This is a genomic window from Actinoplanes sp. NBRC 101535 (assembly GCF_030269225.1).
GTDB lineage: Bacteria > Actinomycetota > Actinomycetes > Mycobacteriales > Micromonosporaceae > Actinoplanes > Actinoplanes rectilineatus.
The window spans coordinates 125,803-148,771 of sequence record NZ_BSSY01000023.1; the positions used below are offsets into that span (position 1 = coordinate 125,803).

At 68.9% G+C, this 22,969-nt stretch carries 21 protein-coding genes; 10 read left to right on the forward strand and 11 right to left on the reverse strand.

Annotated features, from left to right (window positions below):
* Window positions 1–7: 7 nt before the first annotated feature.
* The gene (locus QSK32_RS40085; RefSeq protein WP_285474871.1) at window positions 8–2,371 is read right to left on the reverse strand and encodes a glycoside hydrolase domain-containing protein; all 2,364 of its coding nucleotides are present in this window, start codon (window positions 2,369–2,371) and stop codon (window positions 8–10) included.
* Between the two features lie 602 nt (window positions 2,372–2,973).
* Between QSK32_RS40085 and QSK32_RS40090 the strand changes: the two genes are divergently transcribed.
* The 5 genes from QSK32_RS40090 to QSK32_RS40110 all read left to right on the forward strand — a co-directional run bounded on the left by QSK32_RS40090 (window position 2,974) and on the right by QSK32_RS40110 (window position 7,552).
* Window positions 2,974–3,375: a hypothetical protein gene (locus QSK32_RS40090; RefSeq protein ID WP_285474872.1), complete on the forward strand. Its 402-nt coding sequence runs from the start codon at window positions 2,974–2,976 to the stop codon at window positions 3,373–3,375.
* A gap of 67 nt (window positions 3,376–3,442) precedes the next feature.
* On the forward strand, window positions 3,443–4,369 hold the full coding sequence (locus tag QSK32_RS40095) for a hypothetical protein (RefSeq protein ID WP_045747665.1): 927 nt from the start codon (window positions 3,443–3,445) through the stop codon (window positions 4,367–4,369).
* Window positions 4,366–5,670, forward strand: a complete 1,305-nt coding sequence (locus QSK32_RS40100; protein WP_052721186.1) for a peptidoglycan-binding protein — start codon at window positions 4,366–4,368, stop codon at window positions 5,668–5,670. Before QSK32_RS40095 ends, QSK32_RS40100 begins: the two co-directional genes overlap by 4 nt.
* 8 nt (window positions 5,671–5,678) lie before the next feature.
* The gene (locus QSK32_RS40105) at window positions 5,679–6,332 is read left to right on the forward strand and encodes an ABC transporter ATP-binding protein (protein WP_285474873.1); all 654 of its coding nucleotides are present in this window, start codon (window positions 5,679–5,681) and stop codon (window positions 6,330–6,332) included.
* Window positions 6,329–7,552 (forward strand): ABC transporter permease, encoded by a 1,224-nt coding sequence (locus QSK32_RS40110; protein ID WP_045747664.1) that lies wholly within the window; start codon window positions 6,329–6,331, stop codon window positions 7,550–7,552. The genes QSK32_RS40105 and QSK32_RS40110 overlap by 4 nt, the downstream gene beginning before the upstream one ends.
* A 69-nt stretch (window positions 7,553–7,621) precedes the next feature.
* Here the strand turns inward: QSK32_RS40110 and QSK32_RS40115 are convergent, their stop codons facing one another.
* The 4 genes from QSK32_RS40115 to QSK32_RS40130 all read right to left on the reverse strand — a co-directional run bounded on the left by QSK32_RS40115 (window position 7,622) and on the right by QSK32_RS40130 (window position 10,369).
* The gene (locus QSK32_RS40115; protein ID WP_285474874.1) at window positions 7,622–8,815 is read right to left on the reverse strand and encodes an alpha/beta hydrolase family protein; all 1,194 of its coding nucleotides are present in this window, start codon (window positions 8,813–8,815) and stop codon (window positions 7,622–7,624) included.
* 77 nt (window positions 8,816–8,892) lie between these two features.
* Entirely contained in the window at window positions 8,893–9,162 is a 270-nt protein-coding gene (locus tag QSK32_RS40120; protein WP_045747662.1) for a hypothetical protein, read from the reverse strand.
* A gap of 40 nt (window positions 9,163–9,202) precedes the next feature.
* Window positions 9,203–10,084: a helix-turn-helix domain-containing protein gene (locus tag QSK32_RS40125; RefSeq protein WP_052721185.1), complete on the reverse strand. Its 882-nt coding sequence runs from the start codon at window positions 10,082–10,084 to the stop codon at window positions 9,203–9,205.
* Window positions 10,085–10,120: 36 nt separating this feature from the next.
* Window positions 10,121–10,369: a hypothetical protein gene (locus QSK32_RS40130; protein ID WP_245674321.1), complete on the reverse strand. Its 249-nt coding sequence runs from the start codon at window positions 10,367–10,369 to the stop codon at window positions 10,121–10,123.
* 290 nt (window positions 10,370–10,659) lie between these two features.
* Between QSK32_RS40130 and QSK32_RS40135 the strand changes: the two genes are divergently transcribed.
* Window positions 10,660–11,040 (forward strand): hypothetical protein, encoded by a 381-nt coding sequence (locus tag QSK32_RS40135; protein ID WP_285474875.1) that lies wholly within the window; start codon window positions 10,660–10,662, stop codon window positions 11,038–11,040.
* Window positions 11,041–11,147: 107 nt separating this feature from the next.
* Here QSK32_RS40135 and QSK32_RS40140 read toward each other — a convergent pair whose 3' ends face one another.
* The 3 genes from QSK32_RS40140 to QSK32_RS40150 form a co-directional block, all read right to left on the reverse strand.
* Window positions 11,148–13,997, reverse strand: coding sequence for a discoidin domain-containing protein (locus tag QSK32_RS40140; protein WP_285474876.1), 2,850 nt, complete (start codon window positions 13,995–13,997; stop codon window positions 11,148–11,150).
* Entirely contained in the window at window positions 13,994–15,397 is a 1,404-nt protein-coding gene (locus tag QSK32_RS40145; RefSeq protein WP_285474877.1) for a family 43 glycosylhydrolase, read from the reverse strand. Before QSK32_RS40145 ends, QSK32_RS40140 begins: the two co-directional genes overlap by 4 nt.
* A 132-nt stretch (window positions 15,398–15,529) precedes the next feature.
* Window positions 15,530–16,357: a hypothetical protein gene (locus tag QSK32_RS40150; protein ID WP_045747658.1), complete on the reverse strand. Its 828-nt coding sequence runs from the start codon at window positions 16,355–16,357 to the stop codon at window positions 15,530–15,532.
* A 169-nt stretch (window positions 16,358–16,526) separates the two neighbouring features.
* Between QSK32_RS40150 and QSK32_RS40155 the strand changes: the two genes are divergently transcribed.
* The 4 genes from QSK32_RS40155 (at window position 16,527) to QSK32_RS40170 (ending at window position 20,792) form a co-directional block, all read left to right on the forward strand.
* Complete coding sequence (locus QSK32_RS40155) at window positions 16,527–16,895, forward strand: hypothetical protein (protein ID WP_045747657.1); 369 nt, start codon at window positions 16,527–16,529, stop codon at window positions 16,893–16,895.
* Window positions 16,896–17,151: 256 nt separating this feature from the next.
* Window positions 17,152–18,144 carry a pectate lyase family protein gene (locus tag QSK32_RS40160; protein ID WP_052721184.1) on the forward strand — a complete coding sequence of 331 codons (993 nt, stop codon included), beginning with the start codon at window positions 17,152–17,154 and terminating at the stop codon, window positions 18,142–18,144.
* Window positions 18,145–18,207: 63 nt separating this feature from the next.
* On the forward strand, window positions 18,208–18,981 hold the full coding sequence (locus QSK32_RS40165; protein WP_285474878.1) for a cyclase family protein: 774 nt from the start codon (window positions 18,208–18,210) through the stop codon (window positions 18,979–18,981).
* Window positions 18,982–19,052: 71 nt separating this feature from the next.
* On the forward strand, window positions 19,053–20,792 hold the full coding sequence (locus QSK32_RS40170; RefSeq protein ID WP_285474879.1) for a thiamine pyrophosphate-binding protein: 1,740 nt from the start codon (window positions 19,053–19,055) through the stop codon (window positions 20,790–20,792).
* Between the two features lie 217 nt (window positions 20,793–21,009).
* On the opposite strand, the gene QSK32_RS40175 is transcribed toward QSK32_RS40170, so the two are convergent.
* The 3 genes from QSK32_RS40175 to QSK32_RS40185 form a co-directional block, all read right to left on the reverse strand.
* Window positions 21,010–21,636 carry a DUF6518 family protein gene (locus tag QSK32_RS40175; RefSeq protein WP_285474880.1) on the reverse strand — a complete coding sequence of 209 codons (627 nt, stop codon included), beginning with the start codon at window positions 21,634–21,636 and terminating at the stop codon, window positions 21,010–21,012.
* A 99-nt stretch (window positions 21,637–21,735) separates the two neighbouring features.
* Window positions 21,736–22,074 carry a winged helix-turn-helix domain-containing protein gene (locus QSK32_RS40180; RefSeq protein WP_045747653.1) on the reverse strand — a complete coding sequence of 113 codons (339 nt, stop codon included), beginning with the start codon at window positions 22,072–22,074 and terminating at the stop codon, window positions 21,736–21,738.
* Complete coding sequence (locus QSK32_RS40185; protein ID WP_245674320.1) at window positions 22,071–22,550, reverse strand: hypothetical protein; 480 nt, start codon at window positions 22,548–22,550, stop codon at window positions 22,071–22,073. Before QSK32_RS40185 ends, QSK32_RS40180 begins: the two co-directional genes overlap by 4 nt.
* Window positions 22,551–22,969: the final 419 nt, after the last annotated feature.

Genomic DNA, 22,969 nt, shown 5'->3' on the forward strand with positions numbered 1-22,969 from the left:
CCGCCGGTCACGAGGCGAACCGGGTGGCGACGTCCGCGAACGCCTCGGCGACCGCTGTGCGGACCTTGGAGGAGACGAGAGCCGGGGTGGCGAAGCCGAAGTCCTGCTCGTGCCAGAACAGGTCACGGATGACGGTGGCGCGCCCGCCGACCATGGTGTCGAACATCGACTCGGCGGCCGCCTGCATGGTGGCGCGGGTGCCGAACCGGTTGCCGATGAACGTCACGAACCGTCCGTTGGCGGCGCCGGTGCTGCCGTAGTAGTGCTTGAACAGGTCGGACAGCAGCAGCGTCCGGTCGGCCCGGCACTGGACGCCCATGACCAGGGCGTCCACGTCGGCCATGTAGTCCATCAGGTCGAAGTAGGTGTTGTCGGCGCGGGCGGCGATGAGGTCCTTGGCGTACGCATACGCCGCGGCCTCGCCGACACCCTCCTTGTTGATCTGGCCGAGGATGCTCAGCAGGTCACCACCCCAGGAGCCGAAGTCCGACATCGACGACATCGACCGGTCGGGGGCGATGCCCTGGCTGACCACGGCGCCGAACGACGCCCCGAAGTGGGTGATGTCGTTGTCCCACAGGTGCACCGGGTCGCGCAGCGGCATCAGGTCCGGCCGGCCCGGGGTGCTCTTGACGTAGTCGATGAAGTCCTGGTCGAACTCGCCGAACACCTCGTCGGAGACGTGCAGCTGCGCCTTCCACCAGCCGTACACCTTGTTGTTGGTGACGCCGTCGAGCATGCGCAGCCACTGGCCGACCAGCTCGGCCTGGGAGTAGGTGGTATGCCCCTTCTCCTCACGCCACTGCCAGGCGCGGGCCTCCAGCCAGATCAGGTAGGTGTAGAAGGCGTCGTTGGGGTCCCGGGGCCGGGTCACGCTGTTCACGCCCAGGTCGCGGCCGGAGACGACGTCGTGGTCCAGTTCCAGAGGGCTGGATCCGCTGGTGACGGTGTAGTTGCGAATCTGGTCGAACGCCCAGTTGTTCGGCAGCGGGTACCCCAGGTTGCCGCTGTACCCGGTGGACATGCCGCTGACGAAGCTGCGGCTGGTCAGGCCGGCCGCGGCCAGCTGGATGCAGACGTTGCGGCAGCCGTAGACGCCCACCGCGTAATCGGTCGGGCTCTGCCGGACACCGTCGACGACCCCGCGGAAATGCGGGATGACGTAGCTGCTGATCTCGGTGTCCAGCGCGTCGAAGTCGACCGAGAAGTAGATGACGGTGCCGGCCGGGAAACCGAACTTGACCGCCGCCTGGTACGCCGCCCGGCCGGCCTCGAAGCCCTGGTCGTAGCTGAAGTACTGGACCTTGTCGCCCCACTCCTGGTACAGCGGGAAGATCGACATGCCGTTGTCGAGGATCAGCGCGATCTCGGAGTGGGTGAGCACCTTGTTGGTGCCACCGGTCAGGTAGCGCCCGGCGTACTTGTATCCCAGGCTCTTCACCGTGGCAATGGTGGTGCGGTTGAGCGGGTACATGACGTCGATCGCCTCGCCGGGCCGGTCCGGGTCACCGGTCGACACCAGGAGTGACATCCAGGTGGCGAAGTCGCCCTCGCCGCTCTGCGGAAGCTTGCAGAACTCCTGGAACGCCCGCACGGTGCTCGCGAGCTTGCTGGGGAAGGAACCGCCCGCGTCGCCCCACTCGTTGTAGTAGTCGTTGCAGGCCATCGCGGTCTGGAAGAGGCGGATCCAGTTCGCCGTGCCGGTGCTCGTGCTGACCCGGCCCGCGGTCTGCAGGCCGGTCTTCGTTCCCGGGCCGATGTAGCCGGTGACCTGGCTGTCCGTCATGCCGAGCTCGTACTGGATGGCCAGGACCAGGGCCACCTGGACGTTGCGGGAGAACTTGCCGTCACACGGGCCGATGAAGTACTGCCCGCGACCCGTGTAGGTCTTGTTCAGCCATTGCTGACAGGTCCGGATGCTTCCGCTGCCGCCGCTGATCAGGACATAGGCGTCCATGGTCAGCAGCGCCTTGAAGATCTTCGGGGTGATCACCCCGACCGGCACCGTTCCGTACAGCCCCATGTCCTCGACCAGGGCGGAGAGGCCGACCTGGGTGGACATCCCGAAGTCGCCGTCCACGCCGCCGCCGCTGTAGCCCTTGCAGTACAGGGCCGCCTCGGCGATGGTCCGGATGTTCCGGTTCGAGGAGAACTCGCTGACGTTGCCGTGCGCGGTCAGCTTGCTGAGGGTGGTGGCCCCGAAATTGTCGACCAGTGACGTGATCCCCAGTTCGTGCTGGAGCGCCCGGGTCAGAGAATAGATGGTGGACCAACCGGTGGAACCGTCTTCGGCGCACCTGTTGTACCCGGCTACCGCGCCGTAAGTGGTATTGACCCACTTCTGCGCCTTGAGAACCATTTCGTCGACCATTTTTGAAAGCTTCGCCTCCGTTGCGCGGGACCTGCCCCGCATTTCTCCACGAGGGAGCAATTCCTTTCAGGCAGCGTACGGAGGAATGGCACGAATGTGTCGGCCGTGTTCCGGAGCCCCCGCTCGCCGGACCTGTGGACGGGATGCTAGCAGGCCGTCCAGATCGGATAACGGCCCCGAAGTGACAACGCTGGCCGAGGTGAATCCGGCCCGGAACCCTGCCGAACCACTGTTTCGGCAGGTAATCCCCAAGCGGAGTCCCCAATGGACAAATTGCGAACCGACCACCATGGCACTCGATGCTGGTGATCTTCACCATAGCTGAATTTGCATGCTTGCACAGATTGCGATCATGGCGTTAACGTGACGCGGCCCGTCTGGGCATCGGTTATCAACGGGGTGTACGGCAATCGACGGTTTTATTTCTTTTCGATCACATGCGCATGAGCCCGTGACGGGCGCCATTCATCGTGCCCGCTGATATCGGCGATCGACAGGCCCTTCGTGTCCCGCCACACCTCGTTGTGGCTCATCCGGGCCCATTCGTCAGACACGCGCGGCGATCCGCCGCGCCACCGAACCCTCAGGAGGGTGACCCCGTCATGCGTTCCCTGCGCATCTTCGCCGCCGCGCTGATCGGCGCCGCGGCCCTGGCCTTCGCGCCGAGCCCGGCCCAGGCCGTCGACCGCGGCGACCAGAAGGCCGCCTGCAACAGCGGTGAGATCTGCTTCCAGTGGATCTGGGACTCGTTCAGCACCAGCACCTTCCAGCGCCACTTCTGGTACAGCGACTCCAACCACACCAACGACACCTGGGGCAACGTCCCGGACCTCTACCCGGTGCTCGACTTCGACAGCAGCGCCAAGGGCATCTACAACCGGGACACCGAGTGCTCGGTCACCCTCTACGCGTCCACGGGCTACCGCAACGGGTACGCCACGATCGCGCGTACCAAGAGGCAGTCCATCTCGGCCTGGAACCAGTCCCACAAGCGCTGCCCGTAACCAGTACCGACCATCGCGGGTGGCGCCCTCGCGGCGCCACCCGTGCAGTTCCGCGAGGAGAGAACACATGCGCCGAACGTCCCTGCGGCGGGCCGTCACCACCGCGGCCGTCGTCGCGCTGATGCCGCTCGCGGGCTGCTCCGCCACCGGCGACACCAGCCCGTCAGCCGGCGGCACCGCGCCGGCGATCGAGCAGCCGTTCGCCATCTTCCACGGCGACAGCCTGGGCGTCGTCGACTACGCCCAGCTCAAGGTGCAGAACCAGTGCCTCGCCGACAACGGGTATCCGCAGAACCTGCGGGTGATGTCCGCCGGCCCCCGCAACCCGTTCCCGCAACTGGTCGTCACGGCTAGCACCTTCGGCCCGGCGTCCGAGGACGAGGCCCGCGCCCACGGCTTCGGCCAGGACGAACCGGCCGTGCCGCCGTCGGTGGTCAGCTTCGACGCCAACTACGACCGGGCCTCCGACCGGTGCTTCACCGAGGCCTGGAAAAGGCTGTCGGACACCGCCGAGAAGGTCTACTACTCCTACTTCGACCTGGGCAACGCGCTGAGCATGCCGTTCCACCTCACCGTCAACGAGCGGGTCGGCAGGGCGAACTGGGACACGCTGCTCTCCTGCCTCTCCGCGGACGGCTACACCACGACCAAGAAGGACGACTTCTACCGCTACCCGGACCCGGGGCTCTTCGGCGTACCCCTCGGTCTGACCGCCGGCGCCGAGGAGGAATGGGAGCCCAAGGGCGTGGCCGGAACGGTCGAGGTCGGCCCGGCGACACCCGCCCGCCGCTACCAGCCCACCGAGCGGGAGACCGACTTCGCGCTCAGCTGGTTCCGCTGCCGCCGCGACACCGGGATCGCCGAGAAGCAGACGACCGCGGTGGTGGACGTGCAGAAGGAACTCGTCGCCAAGAACGAGGACCGGCTGACCGCGCTGAACCCGCAGGTCGAAGAACTCGCCAAGCAGGCCGCCGCGCTGATCGGCGGACAGTGACCGGCACCGACGGCCCGGTACGCCACCGCCGCCGCTTCCTCCTGATGATCACCGCGCTGATCCTGGTCGTCCTGGTGATCGCGGCGGCCGCCGCCCTGATCGGCCCGCGCCTGCGGTCCCCGGAACAGGTCGCCGCCGACGCGGCACCACCACAGGCGTCCCTGGTCACCGCGGACGCCACCCGCCGGGAACTCGTCGAACCCGTGGTGCTGCGCGGCCGGCTCGCCCCGGGCAAGAGCACCCCCGTGCCGGTGCCCGCCACTGCCGTCGGCCCCGACAGCGTGGTCACGAAGGTGCCGGTGAAGAAGGGCAACCGGCTGCGCGAAGGCCGGGTGGTTCTGGAACGCGCCGGTCAGCCCATGATCGTCCTGAACCTCGCGTTCCCCCTCTACCGGGACGTCACCGCCGGACTGGCCGGCCCGGACGTCAAGGAGATCCAGCGGGCGCTGCGTCGTGTCGGATACTCGGTGACCGTCACCGGCACCTTCGACACGGCCACCCAGCGGCAGGTCAGCCGCTTCTACCGGGACCGCGGCTACCCGTCCGGCGCCGGCGGCGGCGAAGGGACGGCGACCGAGGAGGCCGCCGTCGACGCCGCGACGACCGCGCTCGCCGCGGCCAAGAAGGCGAAGACCGGTGTCGCCGAGGCCCAGGCGGTCGTGGACGCCGCCGACCAGACACTGCGGACCGCCCGCCTCGCCGTGACCAGCCGGATCCCGCAGGCCGGTGTCCTCGTGACCGACGGTGCGAACAAGAAGGTCACCACGGTCCGGGCCCGGGTCGGCCAGGTGCTGACCGACCCGGACGCAGTCCTGCTGGAACTTGACGGGCAGGCGTCGACGGTGGTCGCGATCGCCGACCGGGACCAGGCGGCCCTGCTGCGCAAAGGACTGCCGGCGACCGCCGTGGACGACCTCACCGGCGACGAGGCGGACACCGAGATCACCTCGATCGGCACGCAACCCGTCGCCGGCACGGACGGCTCGAACGGCTTCGAGGTGCGGTTCGCGTTTACCGGCGACCCGATCGGCGGCGGCGTCGACCGGTCGCTGCGGCTCGACGTCGCCGTCACCTCCCGCGGCTCCGGCGACGGGGGCGAGGTGCTCGCCGTACCCGTGACCGCGCTCTACTCCCGGCCGGACGGCTCCACCTTCGTCACCGTGGTACCCGCCTCCGGGGAACCGGTCGACGTCACGGTGACCACCGGGCAGATCGCCGGCGGCTGGGTGGAGATCGTCGAAGGCGACGAGTCCCTGCTGACCGACGGCGTGCCGGTGGTCGTGGGCTCGTCGGCGTCGTGATGCTCCGGATGCGGGGTGTGTCCCGCACCTACCAGGACGGCGAACCGGTGTACGCGCTGCGCGAAACCGACCTGGACGTCGCCGCCGGTGACTACGTGACGATCACCGGCCGGTCGGGGTCCGGCAAGTCCACCCTGCTGAACGTCTTCGGCCTGCTGGACGTGCCGTCCACCGGGTCGTACACGGTCGGCGGCGTGGAGACCGCCACCGGCGGGCAGGCGTTGCGCGGCGCGATCCGCGGCCAGGTGTTCGGCTTCGTCTTCCAGGCGTTCCATCTGCTGCCCGGCCGGACCGCGCTGGAGAACGTGGAGATCGGCCTGCTGTACGGTCCGCACGGGCGGCGCCGGCGCCGGCAACTGGCGACCGAGGCCCTGGACCGGATGGGCCTGTCGCACCGGATGGCGGCGGACCCGCGGCGGCTCTCCGGCGGGGAACGTCAGCGGGTGGCGATCGCGCGGGCGGTCGCGGGGGAGCCACGGGTGCTGTTCTGCGACGAGCCGACCGGGAACCTGGACAGCGACAACACGGACACGGTCCTGGCGCTGCTGCGCAAACTCAACACGAGCGGGCTCACGCTGGTCGTGGTCACCCACGACGAGGCGGTGGCATCCGAAGGCGGCCGCCGTCTCCAGGTACACGACGGCGTGGTGATCGAACGGTGAGACGGACCCGGCACGTCGACCTGGACCAGGGGCGGATCCGCCTCCGGATACCCCGGCTGCGCTGGGCCGACCTGTTCGTCGAGGCGTCCCTGTCGGTGCTGCGGCATCCGGGCCGGTCGCTGGCCACCGTGATCGGGACGATCCTGGGCGCGGCGGCCTTCGTGGCGAGTCTGGGCCTGGGCACCACCCTCAACCAGCAGGTGTCGTCGGCGTTCGACAGCCGGCGGGCGACCGAGGTGATGGTCCAGCCGGAGACCGGCGTGACGTCGGCGAGCTGGCTGGAGGAGACCGCCCTGTCCCGCCTGCGCCGGCTCAACGGTGTGGTGCACGCGGGACGGCGCACCGTGCTGAGCGACCGGCCGATCGCCCGGACCGTGGACCAGGCGGCCACCGCCCCGTCGTTCCCGGTCATCGGCGCCGACCCGGCCGCGGTCCGGGTGATGGCGCCCGAGCTGACGGTGGGCCGCGTCTACGACGACTTCCAGGAACGTCACGCCACGCCGGTGGTGCTGCTGTCCGAGCCGGCGGCCCGGCGCCTGAGCATCACCAGAGCCGGCGTAGCGGTGTTCCTGGACGACCGGGCGTACACAGTGATGGGCATCTACCGCGACGTCGCCCGACGCCCCGAGGCGATGGCCGCGGTGATCATGCCGTACGCGGTGGCCACCGCCCTGTCGGACAGCACGGCGGCCCCCGACGTCCTGATCGAGACCGCCCCGGGCGCGGCCCAGCTGATCAGCCGTCAGGCGCCCCTCGCGCTGCGCCCCGAGGCACCCGCTGACCTACGGGCGACAGCCCCACCGGACCCGAGAACCCTCCGCGACGACGTGGAATCCAGCGTCACCGAGTCCACCGTCATGATCAGCGCTGCCGCCCTGCTCATCGGCACCGTCTCGATCGGCAACGCGGCCACCGCCGGTATCGCCGCCCGAACCGGTGAGATCGGCCTCCGGCGTGCGGTCGGCGGCCGCCGCCGTCACATCTTCCTCCAGTTGATCCTCGAGACCGGTGCGCTGGGAGCCCTGGGCGGCACCATCGGTGTCTTCCTGGGCGTCCTCGCCACCTGCGTGGTCTCCTTGGCGAATGGGTGGACCCCGGTGATCGGTATCTCGTCGGCCCTGGCCGCGTGCGCGGTCAGCACCGTGGCGGGCATGTTGGCCGGCCTGATCCCGGCCACCCGGGCCGCCCGCATCCCCCCGGTCCAGGCCCTCCAGCGCTGACCGGGCATCCTGCCCCATCCCGCCCCCATGCCGCCTGCCGCTGCCTCAACCGCCGTCAGGGTGGACTGGTCAGGGCTGGTGGAAGACGATCTCAGGGTTGGCGGCGGTCGGCGCGTCGAGGACCGGCCGGTCGGTGCCGCGCAGGTGCTTGTCGAAGAAGGCCGTCACGTACGTCCGGACCAGCTCGACGGTGCGGTCCGCGGAGATCGGGGTGATGCCGCTCGGGATGCCCGCCTGTTCGGCGAGGACCGGGGTGTCGCAGAAACTGAGGTGGCCGGTGCCGGTGATGCTGAGCCAGCGCTTCCAGCCGTCCAGGTTCGTCCACGCCTGGTCCCAGGAGGTGTCCCGGCCGCCCGGGGCGTGCTCGGTGGTGCCCAGCATCATGAACGCCCGGCCGTTCAGCCCGGCCGCGGGGATCGGGTCGAAGAACGTGCCGTCCATGTTGATGCCGGCGCGAACCCGCTGGTCGCCGATCATCGTGGAGCCGGTGGCGTTGCCGCCGATCGAGTGTCCGGCCATGCCGATGCGGGTGCGGTCGATCAGGCCCGCGTGCCGCCAGGCAGGCCGTGCCCCGGTCAGCCGGTCGAGCACGAACGACGCGTCCCGTCCGCGACCGGCGGAGACCTGCGGGTAGACCGTGACGTCCGCCTCGGCGGCGATGTCGCAGGCGACGCAGCCGAGGGTGCGGCCGCCGGGGAACGTCGTGCCGGACGACTCGTAGGCGTGGTCGATCGCGGCCACCACGTAACCCCGGCTGGCGAGTTCCTCGGCCAGGTGCGTCTGGGTGTGCCGGTGCAGCGTGAAGCCGGGGGAGAGCACGACGAGCGGATACCGCCCGCGCCGGGGCGGTGCGGACTCCCGCGCCGCCGACCGGGTGCCGCTGAGCGTCGCCGCGTCGACGAAGTCACCGACCCCGCGGTCCTCGATGAACAGCTGCGCCTCGGCGGTGGTGAGGTAGCGCGCCGGCGGCCCGGCCTCGGTCGCGGCCGGATAGAACATCGACACCATCAGCTCGCGCCGGTTGCCCGGCACCCACGGATCGGCCCGGCTCCGGTCGACGAGGTGCAGCGACTCCCGCCCCACGGCGAACGCCCCGGTCGGTGCCGGTAGCACGATCCGTGCCGCGGCCGTGCTCTCGGCATCGGCAGGGGGAGTCGCGACGGCCGGCGCGGACAGGACCAGCGGGGCGGCTCCCGCGGCCATCGCGACCGCCACCGTGACGGCTGCGGCGCTGCGGCGTACACCAGGAAAGGTTCTCGTCATGCCGAACAGCCAACCCGACCGCCCATGGTGGGCGCAGTAGTGCTGGAGATAGTTCCGGGGTATATCCAGCACCACCACTACGGGGTCGGACCGCCGCCGTTCTGCCGGACCCGGTCGGCTGCCGCCAGGAGGACGTCGACGGGGATCTCGACGAGGCGCTCGCCCTCGGGCACCTCGACGCCGACGTCCTCGGCGGTGACTGTGTAGCCCTGCACGACGACCCTCTCCGGGCCGGCGCGGTAGACGGTGGGGCAGGTGCCGGATCCACATTGACCGGCCAGGATCTCCAGGCGTGGGCCCGCGGTGGATGCGGGCACCTCGGTGACGGAAGCCTCGTGGGTCGTCATGACTCCACGGTATGAACGAACTTCGCTCAGTGACAACCGGTCATGCGACAGCTTCCTGCAGAATCCTCAGATATCGCTTCTGGTGAGCGTCGAGAACGGGGCCGATGTCGGTTTCGGCAACCGATTCGAAGGATTCGAACACCCGCTGGTAGTGGCGCACCGTGCGGCGGCCCCGGGAGACCAGACTGGTGTTGAAGAGGTCCACGAACACCTGCCGGTCGCCCATGAGCTCGAAGCCGTGGAACGGTGCCACCGACCACACCGCGTCCTGCGGGACGAACCTGATGTCGATGTTCGGCAACTCGGCGAGCTTACGCAGGCGCTCGATCTGGGCCAGCATGTCGGCCGGCTCGCACACCTGGTTGGTGAGGACCGCCTCCGCCATGATGAAGCGGAACTCGCGGTGCGGGTCGTAGAGGACCTGGCTGCGTTCCATGCGCGCGGTGACCGCTGCCGAGACGGTCTGCTCCGAATCGGCGATCTGGTCGTCGGCCAGTTCGGTCCGCAGGGCGGTGAGGATCGCCCGGGCGTACTCGCTGGTCTGCAGGAGACCGACGACGACCGCGGGCTGGAAGATGCGGACCTCGCGGGTGGACGACTCCAGATGGCGCAGATATTGCTGGCGTTCCGGGAGGCCGGGCTCGGTGGAGTGCCAGTCCACGAGTTGTTCGCTCGACCGGTCGGCCAGGGCGACGAGACGTTCGATCTCGTCGTCGGGCAGTTCCATGGCTTCGGCGATGCGCCGGACGTCCTGCGGATCCGGGGTGGAGACGCTGTTCTCCAGGCGGGATATCTTGGCCTGGCTGATGCCGACCATGGCTCCGAGCGCCTGGCCGGAGAGGTCCTTGCGTTTGCGCCAGCGGGCCAGTGCGGCGCCGACCGGCTCGTCGGTCCCACCCGTGAAGGTGGGCGAGTCACTCACTCTTCTCGCCCCCTCCCTGTTCCCTGTCGTGTCGGGTTATCCCGCTGCCTTGACCGCCTCGGCGAGCAATTCTGCGGGAATCTCCACCAGCTGTTCGCCGGCGGGCAGGTCCAGACCGGCGGCCTCGGCCGGCAGCGTGTAGCCCTGGACCACATAGGTGTTGCGATCGGTGCGGTAGACGGTGGGGCAGCTGCCCCCGCCGCAGAGCTTCGTGACGAAAGTCAGCTGCGGCTTGGCCCCGTCTCGTTCAGCAGGCTGAACGACCGTTAAAGGTTGATTTGTCACAGCCGCACGATACATCACCCGGGGGCGCTATGCGGTTAACTCGCATAACTCTCATGCAACCACACGCCGGGATGACGGAACACCCGCCGACGGCCCGGTATCCGGGCGATTCATGTCCGGGGATAGCTCTTGCGATCATCCGCATAGCCGTGGATATTCATCCTTGAGGGTCACGGTGGGATACCAGAAGTGGCTTTGAGGGTCGCACGCTGTGTCTTTCCTCCGCGCTGGACGACGAGGTCGGACTCTCGACGATGCATAGTCGGCCCGAGTTGGACGGGAGAACTCCGATGACCAGTTTCACCGTGGCCGGGATCGTTGCTCTGCTGGTGCTCCTGATCGTGTTCAGCGAAGTCGTTTCGGCCGTCATCCCCCTGATCATCGTCCTGACCTTCGTTCCGGAGCGCGAGCGTGAGGCTCTCGCCCGGCTCCTCGCGACCCTGGACTCCTCCCGGCGGCTGCGGTTCTGGCCGGCGCTGCGGCTTGCGGTCGTGATGCGGCGGCAGGAGCTCGGGCACGCGCGGGACATGCGCCACAACCCCTATGCGCACCTCGAGGCCCACTTCGCCCGTATTCCGGACGGTGCTCCGGTCAACGGGGCCTACCCGGTGGCACCCGGACTCGACCGGCAGACGGCTGCGCCTGTCACGCGTACCCCGGAAGGAGCGTGACAGGCGCAGCCGGCGTCAGGCGAAGGCCTTCACCTTCAGGAGACCGACCGAGGAGGATCCGCTGGTCAGCACGGCCCGCAGGCGGGTGGTGCGGACCGGGGCGAAGGTCACCTCGTGGTACCGGCCGACGACGGTCGGATAGCCGCCGGGGAACGGGATGTGCCGCGCTGATACAGCTTCACCTCGGTGACGCCGGTCTTCGCGGTACCGCTTGGTTGCGTGAAGACGAGGCGCAGCCGGTTCGTGTTGACCGCCGCGAAGGTGACCTTGTTGTAGTTGGACTGCGGTGCCGTCGTGGTCGCCGCGGTCACCCAGGCCGTGCCGTTCCAGTACTGGACGCTGTAGGCCGACGGTGGACGATAGCGGTTGGTGGCACGGTCGTTCCGGAGGTAGACGCGTGCCTCGTCGACCGTCCGGGTGGCTCCCAGGTTCAGCTCCAGCCAGTCGGTGGCGTTCGGACTGCCGTGACTGCCCCAGAGCGGCGCGTTCGTCGGCAGGTCGTCGATCACCGCGGCGGTGGTGGTGCCCGAGGTGGTGTACGACGCCGTCACGGTGGACCCGGCGGCCAGGTTCGGCGTGGTGGAGGTCAGGTCGACGCCCGCCTTGGCGAAGACGTCGACCATCCGTGCACTGTTCTGCGTCACGTTCTGCGGCGCCTGCAGGCTCGGGAACGCGGCACTGTAGGACGCCGTGACGCTGACCGCGCCGGTCGCCGGGTCGTAGACGAACGGGACGAGACTGGCGACGGTGACCACCCGGGTGCCGTTCAGGAAGATCGAGTAGCCCTGCGGGACGCCCGGATAGCGGACCACCCCGTCCGCCGGGTCGTCCCACACGATCGACAGGTCGGCGTTGCGGTAGCGCAGGTTGTTGACCGCGAAGTGCGACCACCCGATGTTGATCGGCGACAGTTCAACCCTTGCATCGGTACGCGGCCGCAGTCCCGCCACATCCTCGATGATCGTCCAGTTGCTGCTGCCGAGGATGTTGTGGTGGATCCACGAGCGGTAGGTGATGCTGCTGCCGTTCCAGTCGGCCCAGAACTCGTTGGCGTCCGGCCAGGCGGTGTTCCCGTCGACGTACTGCGCCCAGGCGTTCCAGTACAGCAGCTTCTTGTAGTCCTCCGCGTTCATCCACTCGTTCGGATAGTTGCGCAGCACCGACGAGTACAGCCGGAACTGGACCGTCGAGTTGATGGTGGAGAAGTTGTTGCTGCCGGTGTTCGCGGCGGCCTTGTCCTTCTGGTTCGCGGTGTAGAACGGGAAGATCGGGTACTCGGCCGGGTCGGCGAACAGGCGCAGGGCCTGCCGGTACTGGGCGGTGTTCGGCATCAGCCCCACCGCATACGGATAGTAGTTGTTGATCTCTTTCCAGGGCACGTGGGTGTTGGTCGCGACGTGCTTGTGCTCCAGCAGCTGACGGTCCGGGTTCCACAGCGTGTTCACCACGCCGGTCCGGATCCGATCGGCAAGCGTCTGCATCTCGGTGACCTTTGCGGCGTTTCCCAGCAGCGCGTACGCGTCGCGAGCGGCGTTCGCGGCGGACCAGACGTACGCCGTCTCGGTCCGGTCCAGATTGCCCGCCCGCCAGTGGAACGACACCGCGTCGGCGTCGTTGCCGGTCATCGCGCCCCAGTCGTACTCGATCACGCCGTTACCGTTGGTGTCGTAGGTGGCCAGCTGTCCCTTGGCGTCGCCCTCGGCGTAGCGGGCGAAGTTGCGCAGCATGGCCGGCTGGCCACCGTGGATCTCGTAGGCCCGCCACGCCGCCTCGGCGATGTACTGCGTGTACGAGTTCGACCAGTTCTCCGGGTCGCCCGGGTTGTCGACGAACCGGCCGTTCGCCGAGTACTGGCCGACCGCCAGATACGGCCCGTAGGCGTACTCCGGGTTGCGCAGGTACTTCAAGTCGTCGATGTGCATCGGCTGCGTCAACGCGATCGCGTTGTTGTACCCGGTCACACCCTCGATCGACTGCGGGAACTGGAAGTCCTGGCCGGGGATGTCGGCGTCCAGATGGTTGAACCGCATCAACCACCAGCGGTAGTAGATGTTCTTCTTGATCGCGGCGTCCGGCACGTCGATGTAGGGGACGTTGTCGGCCCACCATCTGTTGTACGCGCGGACATGCGTCGCGTAGGCGTCCGCCGGGGTGCGGCCCCGGTAGGCGTCGTACTCCGTCCGTGACTCGGGGATCTCGGTGGCGACCAGGCCGAGCTGCACCTTCACCGTGACTGTCTGGCCGGCCGGGACCGAAACCGATCGGTTCAGCGCCCCGTTGGCCGCGGTGAAGCCGTCCCCGGAGAACCGCGGGTACACCGTGGTCAGGTTGTTCTTGACCGCCCGGGTGCCGGTCAGTTCGGCGCCGCTGACCGTGGTCGCGTAGGGCGAGGTGGCGTTCAGCGCGACGGTCGCCGCCGCGGTGCCGGTGTTGACCACGGCGACGTTGGTGACCAGCACGTTGTTGTCGGTGATGAACTTGGTGACGTCGAGCCGGATCGATCCGCCGGTGTGCACGCTGCGCCAGTGGCTCGGGGTCTGGCGGCGCTGGGCGGGCTGTTCGGTGAAGGTGCCGGGGGAGGCGGTGATCGCGTAGGCGTTCTGGCTGCTGATGTTGTCCCAGTACGCGGCGTTGCCGCCGAAACCGATCACCGCGGGGTTGTGCGTGTACATGAAGGCGGCCCGCCCGCGGCTCATCAGCCAGGTGCCGGCCGGGTCGTTGCCGACTCGCGCGAGCAGCCGGTCCATCCAGAAGTCGGTGCCGGAGGCCTCCGCGTCGTAGATCGCCCGCATGGTGTCGCCGGTGGAGTAGCCGACCGGCGGGGCCGGAATCGATCCGGTACCGGTGAAGGCGGGATACCCGATGGGTTGCGCGGCGCGCGCCGCCTGCTGTCCGGGAGTGGTCAGGTTCCCCACGATCAGGACCAGACCCATGGTGTACGCCGTGAGGCGCCTCATGACCGGAGTGCCTTCCACTCGAGGATCCCGGTGGAGTAGCCGGACTTCGCCGTCACCTGCAGACGCAACCGTGTCGTGGACACCGTGTTGAACGTGATGACGTTGTCAACATTGCCGTTGACACCACATGTTGATGCATTCAACACGTCAACATAGGTGGTGCCGTTCCAGTACTGCAGTCGACACGACGCGGGCAGGTCGATGCCCTGATCGTCGTCGAACCAGTACACCGAGCTGCGGTTGATCGACTGCGCGGTGGGCCAGGTGTACTCCACCCACTGCGTGCCCTGCTCCGGCCAGTTCCCGTAGGCCAGGTGGGACCGGTCGGCCGAGTTCGCCGGCGCGCCCCCGTTGTTGAGCGCGGCGAGGCTCTCCCAGGACGACACGTAGGACGTCGACGCGGTCGCGGAGGCCGCCAGGTTGGTGCCGCTGCCGGTCCCGCCACCGGTCGTCGGGACGACCCGCTGGATCGTGCCGTCACTGTTGAAGTACAGCTTGTCGACCGCCACCGACCTGCGGAAGTTGCCGCCGCCCGGGGCGTCCGCGGTGTGGTAGACGAGGTACGACTGGCCGTTGAACTCGACGATCCCGGCGTGGTTGGTCGTCGACGACACCTGGCCGAGCACGATGCCCCGCTGCGTCCACGGACCCAGTGGACTCGTCGCCGTCGCGTATCGCTGGCAGGCGTAGTTCGAGTCGGTCACGCAGCCGTTGGTGTCGTTTGCCGCGTACATCAGGTAATAGAGATTGTTTCTCTTGAACATCCACGGGGCTTCCCAGAAGTTGGTGAGGCCCTGCGGGGTGATCACGTCGCCGACCGTGTCGATCATGTTGGCGGCGAGCTTGACCGCGCGCGGCGCCCAGTACCCACCCCAGTACAGGTACGCCTGACCGTCGTCGTCCACGAACACCGTCGGATCAATGTTGAGACCTGACGAGTTCGGCGTGCTGTCACTGATCAGCGGTCCACCCTTGGCGTCGGTGAACGGTCCGAGCGGGCTGTCGCCGACCGCGACGCCGATGTTCATCCACCCCGGACCGTTGCCGTTCACGGAGGTGTACCAGTAGTACTTTCCGTTGCGGGGCTCCACCTCGCCGGCCCAGGCGTCCGCCCCGGCCCAGGCGAAGGTGCCGATGTTCGCGCGGGCACCGTTGTCCGTCCAGGTCTGCGCGTCGGTGGAGGACAGCACGTGCCACTCGCGCATGACGAAGTTGTTCGTGCCGGCTGGGGCCTCGTCGCGCCCCGCATGGATGTACATGGTGTTGCCGACCACCAGGGGTGCCGGGTCCGCGGTGTAGATGCTGGTGATGATCGGGTTGGCGGCGTCCGCGGGCGCGGCGGCCAGGGTGACGGCCAGCAGCGCCGTGGCGGTCACGGCGAGGGAGCGTCGAACGGGCATGGACGGGTGCTCCTTCCGGAACGTCCCGGCCGGGGTGGGGCCCGGCCAGGACGGGTCTGCGGTGCCGGAAACACGGCGCCGTGATGACCCGATCGGGCTTCGCGGCGCCGGAGATGCGGGGGACGGCGCTGGTCAGAGGCCGTAGCGGGACTTGAGGTGCCGCCACCAGTCGCGGAACATCCACGCGTCGAACTCGGTGATCTGGGTGGCCGAGCCGGCCTTCATCAGGAAGCCGCCGACGCCGGTCGGGGTCCAGTCGTAGAAGTCGTCCAGGCCCCAGGTGTGCCCGATCTCGTGCAGCAGGATGTGGATGTTCGCCGTGTTGAGGTTGCCCATGTAGTACTCACGACCGATGCGCTGGCCCCAGTCGCCGCCCGCACCGCCGCCGAAGCCGTCGGTCAGCCAGAGCGACTGGTCGTAGTGGTGGGCGAGGCCGCCGGGACAGTTGGGGTACTGCCCGCTCTGGTTGAAGAACCGTCCGCAGGGCTCGGAGCACTGTGGCGCGTTCTCCCGGATGTCGCCCACGTAGACGTCGACCGACGAGTCGGTCCACTGCAGCAGTGAGCGGTCCCGGACCGCCCAGCCGACCACCCGGATCGGGACGTTCGAATACGGCCAGGCGTTGTGCCCGGTCAACTCGTCCATCCACTTCTGGTGCTGGCGTTGCAGGGTGGCGTGCACCTGGTCGCGCTGGGCCGCGGTGACGGTGGCCGTGGAGTCCCAGCGGACGCAGTAGTTGAGGTAACCGCCGTTGGCCATGATCTGGTCCCAGCCGTAGTTGCGGAACCCGTAGAGGTTCCCGTACGTCGCCTCCTGGTGCTGCCACACCTCGTTGAGCGGGGTGACCAGGTTGGCGGGTGGGCTCCAGGTGGCGGGAGCGGCGGCCTGTGCGGTTGCCGGGGTCGCGGTGAGCACGGTGAGAGCAGCGATCACGGCAGCGAGGAATGTCCGTATCCTCATGAAGCCTCCATCGACGATGTTGGATCGGATGGGACTTCACGCTCCCTTACGAAAACGTTTTCGGCAAGATGTTAGACATGTTGCAAATAGATGGACATGCAGACCAGCGCTGATCGTTCTCGGTCTCTACGCCCGCGTTGATCGGTGCCCGGCGGTAGGGTCGGGTGCCGTGGACGGGCGGCCGGGCAGAGTGTCGCGGGCGGCGCTGCTGAGCATCGTGGCGGCGTGGCTGGGCGCCGGCCTGTTCGACGACGTCGCGGACACCTGGCGGACCGTCGCACCGTTCGTGCTGGTGGTCGCGGCGACCTCGGCACTCACCGCCGAGCTCGCCGGTCAGGCCGGCCGGCATCCTCGCCGGTGGGCGTTCACCGATACCGCCAACCTGCTGATCCTGCTGATCCTGGCGGCGCTGCTGGCGGCGAGCGCGGCATTCGCCCGGACGCCACCGCACGAGCGGACCTCGGCGGCCTGCTTCGCCGTGCTCTATCTGGTGCTCGGCATCTGGTTCTGGCACGCGCGGCGGCATCGGCTCCGCTGATCGTTACCGGCCGGTTAACCGGTTAACAAAGTCGGCACGAGTCAGCATTGACAGATGTCGATAAGGTGCCTAGCTTCGAGTCAGGAAAGCGCTTACCCGCAGCCAGGGCAGGGTTCCGGATCCCCACCGGCACCCGGCCCCTACGCAGATCCGCAGAGGCACCACCCCGGACCGCAGCCTTCCACCGGCGCGCGGACCGGTCCCCCGATACGGCCGCCGTCCGCGGCGGCAATCCGTCCCCAACGGAGGAATCCCCATGCCTGAAACGGCACCCGCGACCCCGGCTCGCTCCAGCCGCCGCCGCGTTCTCGTCTCCGCGCTCTCCGCCGGCGTCATGGTCGCCGGTGGTCTGCTCGGCGCCGGCCCGTCGGCTCCGGCGCTCGCCGCCGAGTCCAGCCCGGTCGGCTTCGCCAGCCTCAACGGCGGCACCAGCGGCGGCTCGGCCAGCACGGTCGTCACCGTGAGCACGGCGTCGGCGCTGGCGTCCGCGCTCAGCTCCAGCACCTCGCAGACCGTCCGGGTCTCCGGCCTGATCTCGATCTCCGGGATGTACAACATCGCGTCCAACAAGACGGTGATCGGCGTCGGCTCCGGCTCCGGCATCACCGGCGGCGGATTCAACCTCTCCGGCGTCAAGAACGTGATCATCCGGAACCTGGTGTTCCGCAACGCGAACGACGACGCGATCAACGTCCAGTCGAGCACGACCAACGTCTGGATCGACCACAACGATCTGTCAACCGCGTACGACGGGCTGATCGACATCAAGCGCGGCTCGGACTACATCACGGTGTCGTGGAACCTGCTGCACGACCACGACAAGTCGATGCTGCTCGGCCACAGCGACGACAACGCCGCCGAGGACACCGGGCACCTGCGCGTCACGTACGTGCACAACTGGTTCAACGGCACCAACCAGCGGCACCCGCGGGTCCGGTTCGCGAACCCGGTGCACGTGCTGAACAACTACTACAGCAACATCGGGTCGTACGGCGTCGCCTCCACCGAGAACGCCGGCGTCTTCGTCGAGCGCAACTACTTCGAGAACGTCGACAGCCCGACCGTCACCCAGACCGGTGACTCGGACTCCGGCAACCTGAAGGTGCTCAACAACTACAAGGTCAACTCGGGTACCGAGCAGGTCCGCAACGGCGCCAGCGTCGCGGCGATCCCCTACTCGTACACCCCGGAGGCCAACAGCACGGTCAAGGCGACCGTGACCGCGGGTGCCGGAACCGGCAAGATCTGATCCCGTTCCCACATGGTGTCTCGTGGATCATGCTGCGGCGTGATCCACGAGACACTGTCGCGTATGGGTGCCCTTCAGAATCTCATCGCCGCCATCCGGGACAGCACCGTCGAGGTCGTCGACCTGACCGCCCCGCTGACCTCGGACACCCCGATCCTGCAACTGCCGCCGCCGTTCGCGAACACGGTGCCGTTCCGCCTCGAGGAGATCAGCCGGTACGACGACCGCGGCCCGGCCTGGTACTGGAACGACATCCACACCGGCGAGCACACCGGCACCCACCTGGACGCCCCGGTGCACTGGGTCACCGGGAAGGACGGCGAGGACGTCGCCGCGATCGACCCGGCCAAGCTGATCGCCCCGGCCGTCGTCATCGACGTCGCCGACCGGGTCGCCGAGAACCCGGACTTCCTTCTCGAGATCGCGCACGTCCGCGAATGGGAGACGCGGCACGGACCCCTCCCGCAGGGCGGATGGCTGCTGGTCCGGACCGGATGGGACGCCCGCTCCCAGGACCAGCAGGCCTACCTGAACGCCGACGAGACCGGCCCGCACACCCCGGGCATCTCGGCCGAGGCGGCGAAGTGGCTGGCCGAGGAGGCCCCGGTGATCGGCGTCGGCGTGGAGACGGTCGGCACCGACGCGGGCCAGGCGCACGGCTTCGAGCCGGCGTTCCCGTGTCACTCGTACCTGCTGGGCGCCGGCAAGTACGGCCTCACCCAACTGCAGAACCTCGCGCAGCTGCCACCGACGGGCGCGGTGCTGATCGCCGCGCCGCTGCCGATCGTCGGCGGTTCCGGCAGCCCCACCCGGGTCCTGGCCCTGGTCGAGCGGTGACTCCCGACGCGACGGCCGACGGATCGGAGGGCGGGAGGTCGGTGGGGAAGAGGCCGGCGGTGGAGGGGTCGGTGCCCGCAAGATCGGCGGACGCGGGAGCGGACCCGGTGACGACCGTGGCGGGTGTCGTGGGGGCCACGCTCGCCCGGCTGGGTGCCGACCACGTGTTCGGTGTGGTCGGCAGCGGCAATTTCCACGTGACGAACGCCCTGGTCGCGCACGGCGTACGGTTCGTCGCGACCCGGCACGAGGGCGGCGCGGCCACGGCGGCCGACGCGTACACCCGGGTCAGCGGCCGTCCCGCCCTGGTCAGCGTGCATCAGGGCTGCGGGCTGACCAACGCGATGACCGGGATCGCGGAAGCGGCGAAGAGCCGTACCCCGATGATCGTCCTGGCCGCCGAGCCGGCGGCGTCCGCGCTGCGCTCGAACTTCCGGGTCGACCAGGACGCGCTCGCCCACGCGGTGGGTGCGTCGAGCGCCCGCGTGCACGGCCCGGACACCGCGGTCGCCGAGACCGCGGCAGCGTGGCAACTCGCGGTCTCCGACCGTCGAACCGTGATCCTCAACCTCCCGCTCGACGTGCAGGCGATGCCGGCCACGCTCACCGACCCGGAGACCCTGCCGGTGCCGGTGCCGGTGCCGGTGCCGGTGCCGGTGCCGGTGCCGGTGCCGGTGCCAGTGCCGGTGCCGCTGTCGGTCCCGCTGCCGGCTCCGGCTGCGTCGACGCAGGCCTTGACCCGCCTCCTCACCGAAGCGCAACGACCGATTTTCATCGCCGGACGCGGGGCGCTGCACGCCCGTGCCGAGATCGAGGACCTCGCCGAGGCCTGCGGAGCCCTCCTCGCGACCTCAGCGGTGGCCAAGGGGCTTTTCGTCGGCAACCCCTGGAACCTGGACGTCTCCGGCGGTTTCGCCACGCCGCTCGCCGCCGAACTCATCACCGCATCCGACCTGGTCGTCGCCTGGGGTGCCTCGCTGACCATGTGGACCACCCGCCACGGCGCGCTGATCAACCCGGCCGCCACGGTCGTCCAGGTCGACCTCGAACCGTCCGCGATCGGTGCCCACCACCGCGCTGACCTGGGCGTCGTCGGCGACACGGCGGCCTGCGCGACCGCCGTCCTGGCTGCGCTCGGCGGTGCGACCTCCGCCGGTCAGCGATCTGATCGGGTACGCGCACGGCTCAGCACCGCCGCCCGCTGGCGGGACGTCCCGTTCACCGACGACGGCGACGCCACCCACATCGACCCGCGGACGCTCACCGTCGCCCTCGACGATCTGCTCCCCGCCGAGCGTGTCATCGGCGTCGACTCGGGTAACTTCATGGGATACCCGTCGATGTTCCTGTCCGTTCCCGATCATCACGGGTTCTGTTTCACGCAGGCGTTCCAGTCGATCGGCCTCGGGCTGGCCACCGCTCTCGGCGCGGCGCTGGCCCGCCCCGGCCGGCTGCCCGTCGCGGCCTGCGGCGACGGCGGGTTCCTGATGGGCATAGCCGAGCTGGAGACGATCCGCCGGCTGGGCATCGGCATGCTGATCGTGGTCTACAACGACGACGCCTACGGCGCGGAGGTCCACCATTTCGGCCCGGCCGGTCACGCCCTCGACACCGTCGTCTTCCCGGAGACCGACCTCGCGGCCGTCGCCCGCGGACACGGCTGCCAGGCCGTCACCGTTCGCACCCCGGCCGACCTGGAACCGGTCGCCACCTGGCTGGCAGGCCCCCGTGACGTCCCCCTGCTCGTCGACGCGAAGATCGCCGCAGGCCGCCCGTCGTGGTGGCTGGAGGAGGCCTTCCGCGGACACTGAATAAAATGGCAAAAGCGAGCATGACGGTACGGGGAAGCCGGTGGAAGGGGCGATCCGGACCGTCACCGTGTCGCGGGTGACAGGCGGAGACGCAGGTTCTGCGGGAACACCGTGAAGGCCGACCGTTCCACCACCGGCCACCGGCCACCGGCCACCGGCTGTGTCCGGCGTCAGGTCGAACTCCCGGCACGTCATCACCGGCTCGCGGACGACGTGTCTACTGGAAACCGGTGGCGTTCAACAGGACATGGCCGCCGGCGGCCAGGGGAACCGCGCAGGCCAGGGCGACGGCGACAGCCTTCCCGTTCTCTCGCGCTTTCCGCACTACGAAAACAGTGGTGAGTACGCTCAAAGTGGCCAGCAGGACGGCGTACTCCACCAACTCGCCCGTCCGGTAGCTCGGGTCGCCGATCCGGGCCAGGTCGATGACGGCCTCCGCGAACAGCACCGAGGCGGGCAGCCCCATCGCGGGCACCCGCCACCGCCCCGCAGTTCGGGCCAGCACCCCACCGAGACCGAAGACGATCCCGGCCACCACCCCCAGCCCCATCCAGAGGCGCGCGTAGTCGGACCACATGTTCGCCAAGTCGTCGTTCTGGATCAGCCAGGCCGCGAGATAGTAGGCCGGCACCGCGACGATCAGCATCCCGACCGCACCGGCGACGGCCGGGACCATCCGGTGCCGGCTGAGGAAGGTGAGCAGGAACGCGGCCACCGCCCACACCGCGATCGAGTTGCCCAGCCCGCCGAACGGGAACGGCACGAACTTGATCCAGACGAAGTCCAGGGCACCGAGCAGGAAGCCCACCACCGGGGCGACGACGATGGGCCGGTTGATCCACATGAAGGTCGATCGTAGGGATCCCACCGGCGCCGCGGATCGGGCTCCGGTGGGATCGGGGACGGGTGCGGCCTCTACCTTTCGGCCGGGTGCCGCCCGCGGTCAGCGGGCAGGTTCGCCGGGGAGGACGGCCAGCCCGGCCCGCGCCACGATCTCCTGCAGGGCGGCCACGTGACCGGCGAACGCCTGCTGCCCGGCCGGGGTGAGCTGGGCCGAGGTCCGCGGGCGCTTGCCCACGAAACTCTTGCGGATCTCCAGGTAGCCGGCGTCCTCGAGCGTGGTGAGCTGCTTGGACAGGGCCGAGTCGGACAGTCCGAGGCTGTCGCGCAGAAACTTGAAGTCCGCCCACTCGGTGGCCGCGAGCAGGCTGACCAGCGACAGCCGGGTCGGTGCGTGGATCAGCTCGTCGAATCGCGCCGGGCCGGTCCCGGTGTCGGTCATCGCGATCCGGCCAGCGGGCGGGCGAGCATCAGCCGGCGCAGGTGGGCCATCAGCCGCGGACCGCCGACAACCAAGCCGACCGCCACCGGCAGGCAGGCGAGAGTGGCCGGCATCGGGACGCCGACTGCCTCCAGGGCGAACCCGAGACCGATACCGATCACTACGAGCGCGATGGTGAACAGGGCGATCGCTGCGGCACCACTCCGGCCGATCAGAGCAGTCCGGACCTGGACCCGCGAGTGCCGCACCACGGCGACGATCATCGCAGAGATCCCGAGCGCGTAGGCGATGCTGCCGATGGCCACCACCCACGGGACGGCACTCTCCACGGCGGCGACGAAGAGCAGCATCATGCCGCCGACAGCCGGCCAGAACCACCGGGGCACGAGATTGGTGTCCACCACCTGCGCGCGCCGGGCCTGCATCTCGGCCAATGCCAGCTCCGCGTCGATCGGTGGGACGTGGGGTGTGCTCATGACTTCCTCCTCGGGCATCAACTTTCCCATCAGGAAAGTACCACCTGCTTTCCTGATGGGAAAGTAGTTTCCGCATAGACGTCAGCGGCCTTGCCGCCGCGCCGAGATCGATCTCCCGTGGCGATGGCAGCGCCGTCCGTGAACCGCCGTCCGTGAACCGCCGTCCGTGAACCGCCGTCCGTGAACCGCTCTCCGTGAACCGCTCTCCGTGAACCGTGGACGACGGCCGCGCCACGGCCGTCGTCCACGGTTCACGAAGGACGCTGAATAGGCCCTGGTCGACGGCTAGACACAACGCCGTTCAGTTAGGCGTTGGTGTGGCTGGTCAAGGGGTGTGTTGATCGGGGAGTAAGAAGCGGAGTTCCGGTATCAAGGTTTGTCACTCCAAGACAACCCAGAACCAGGAACTCCGCTTGACT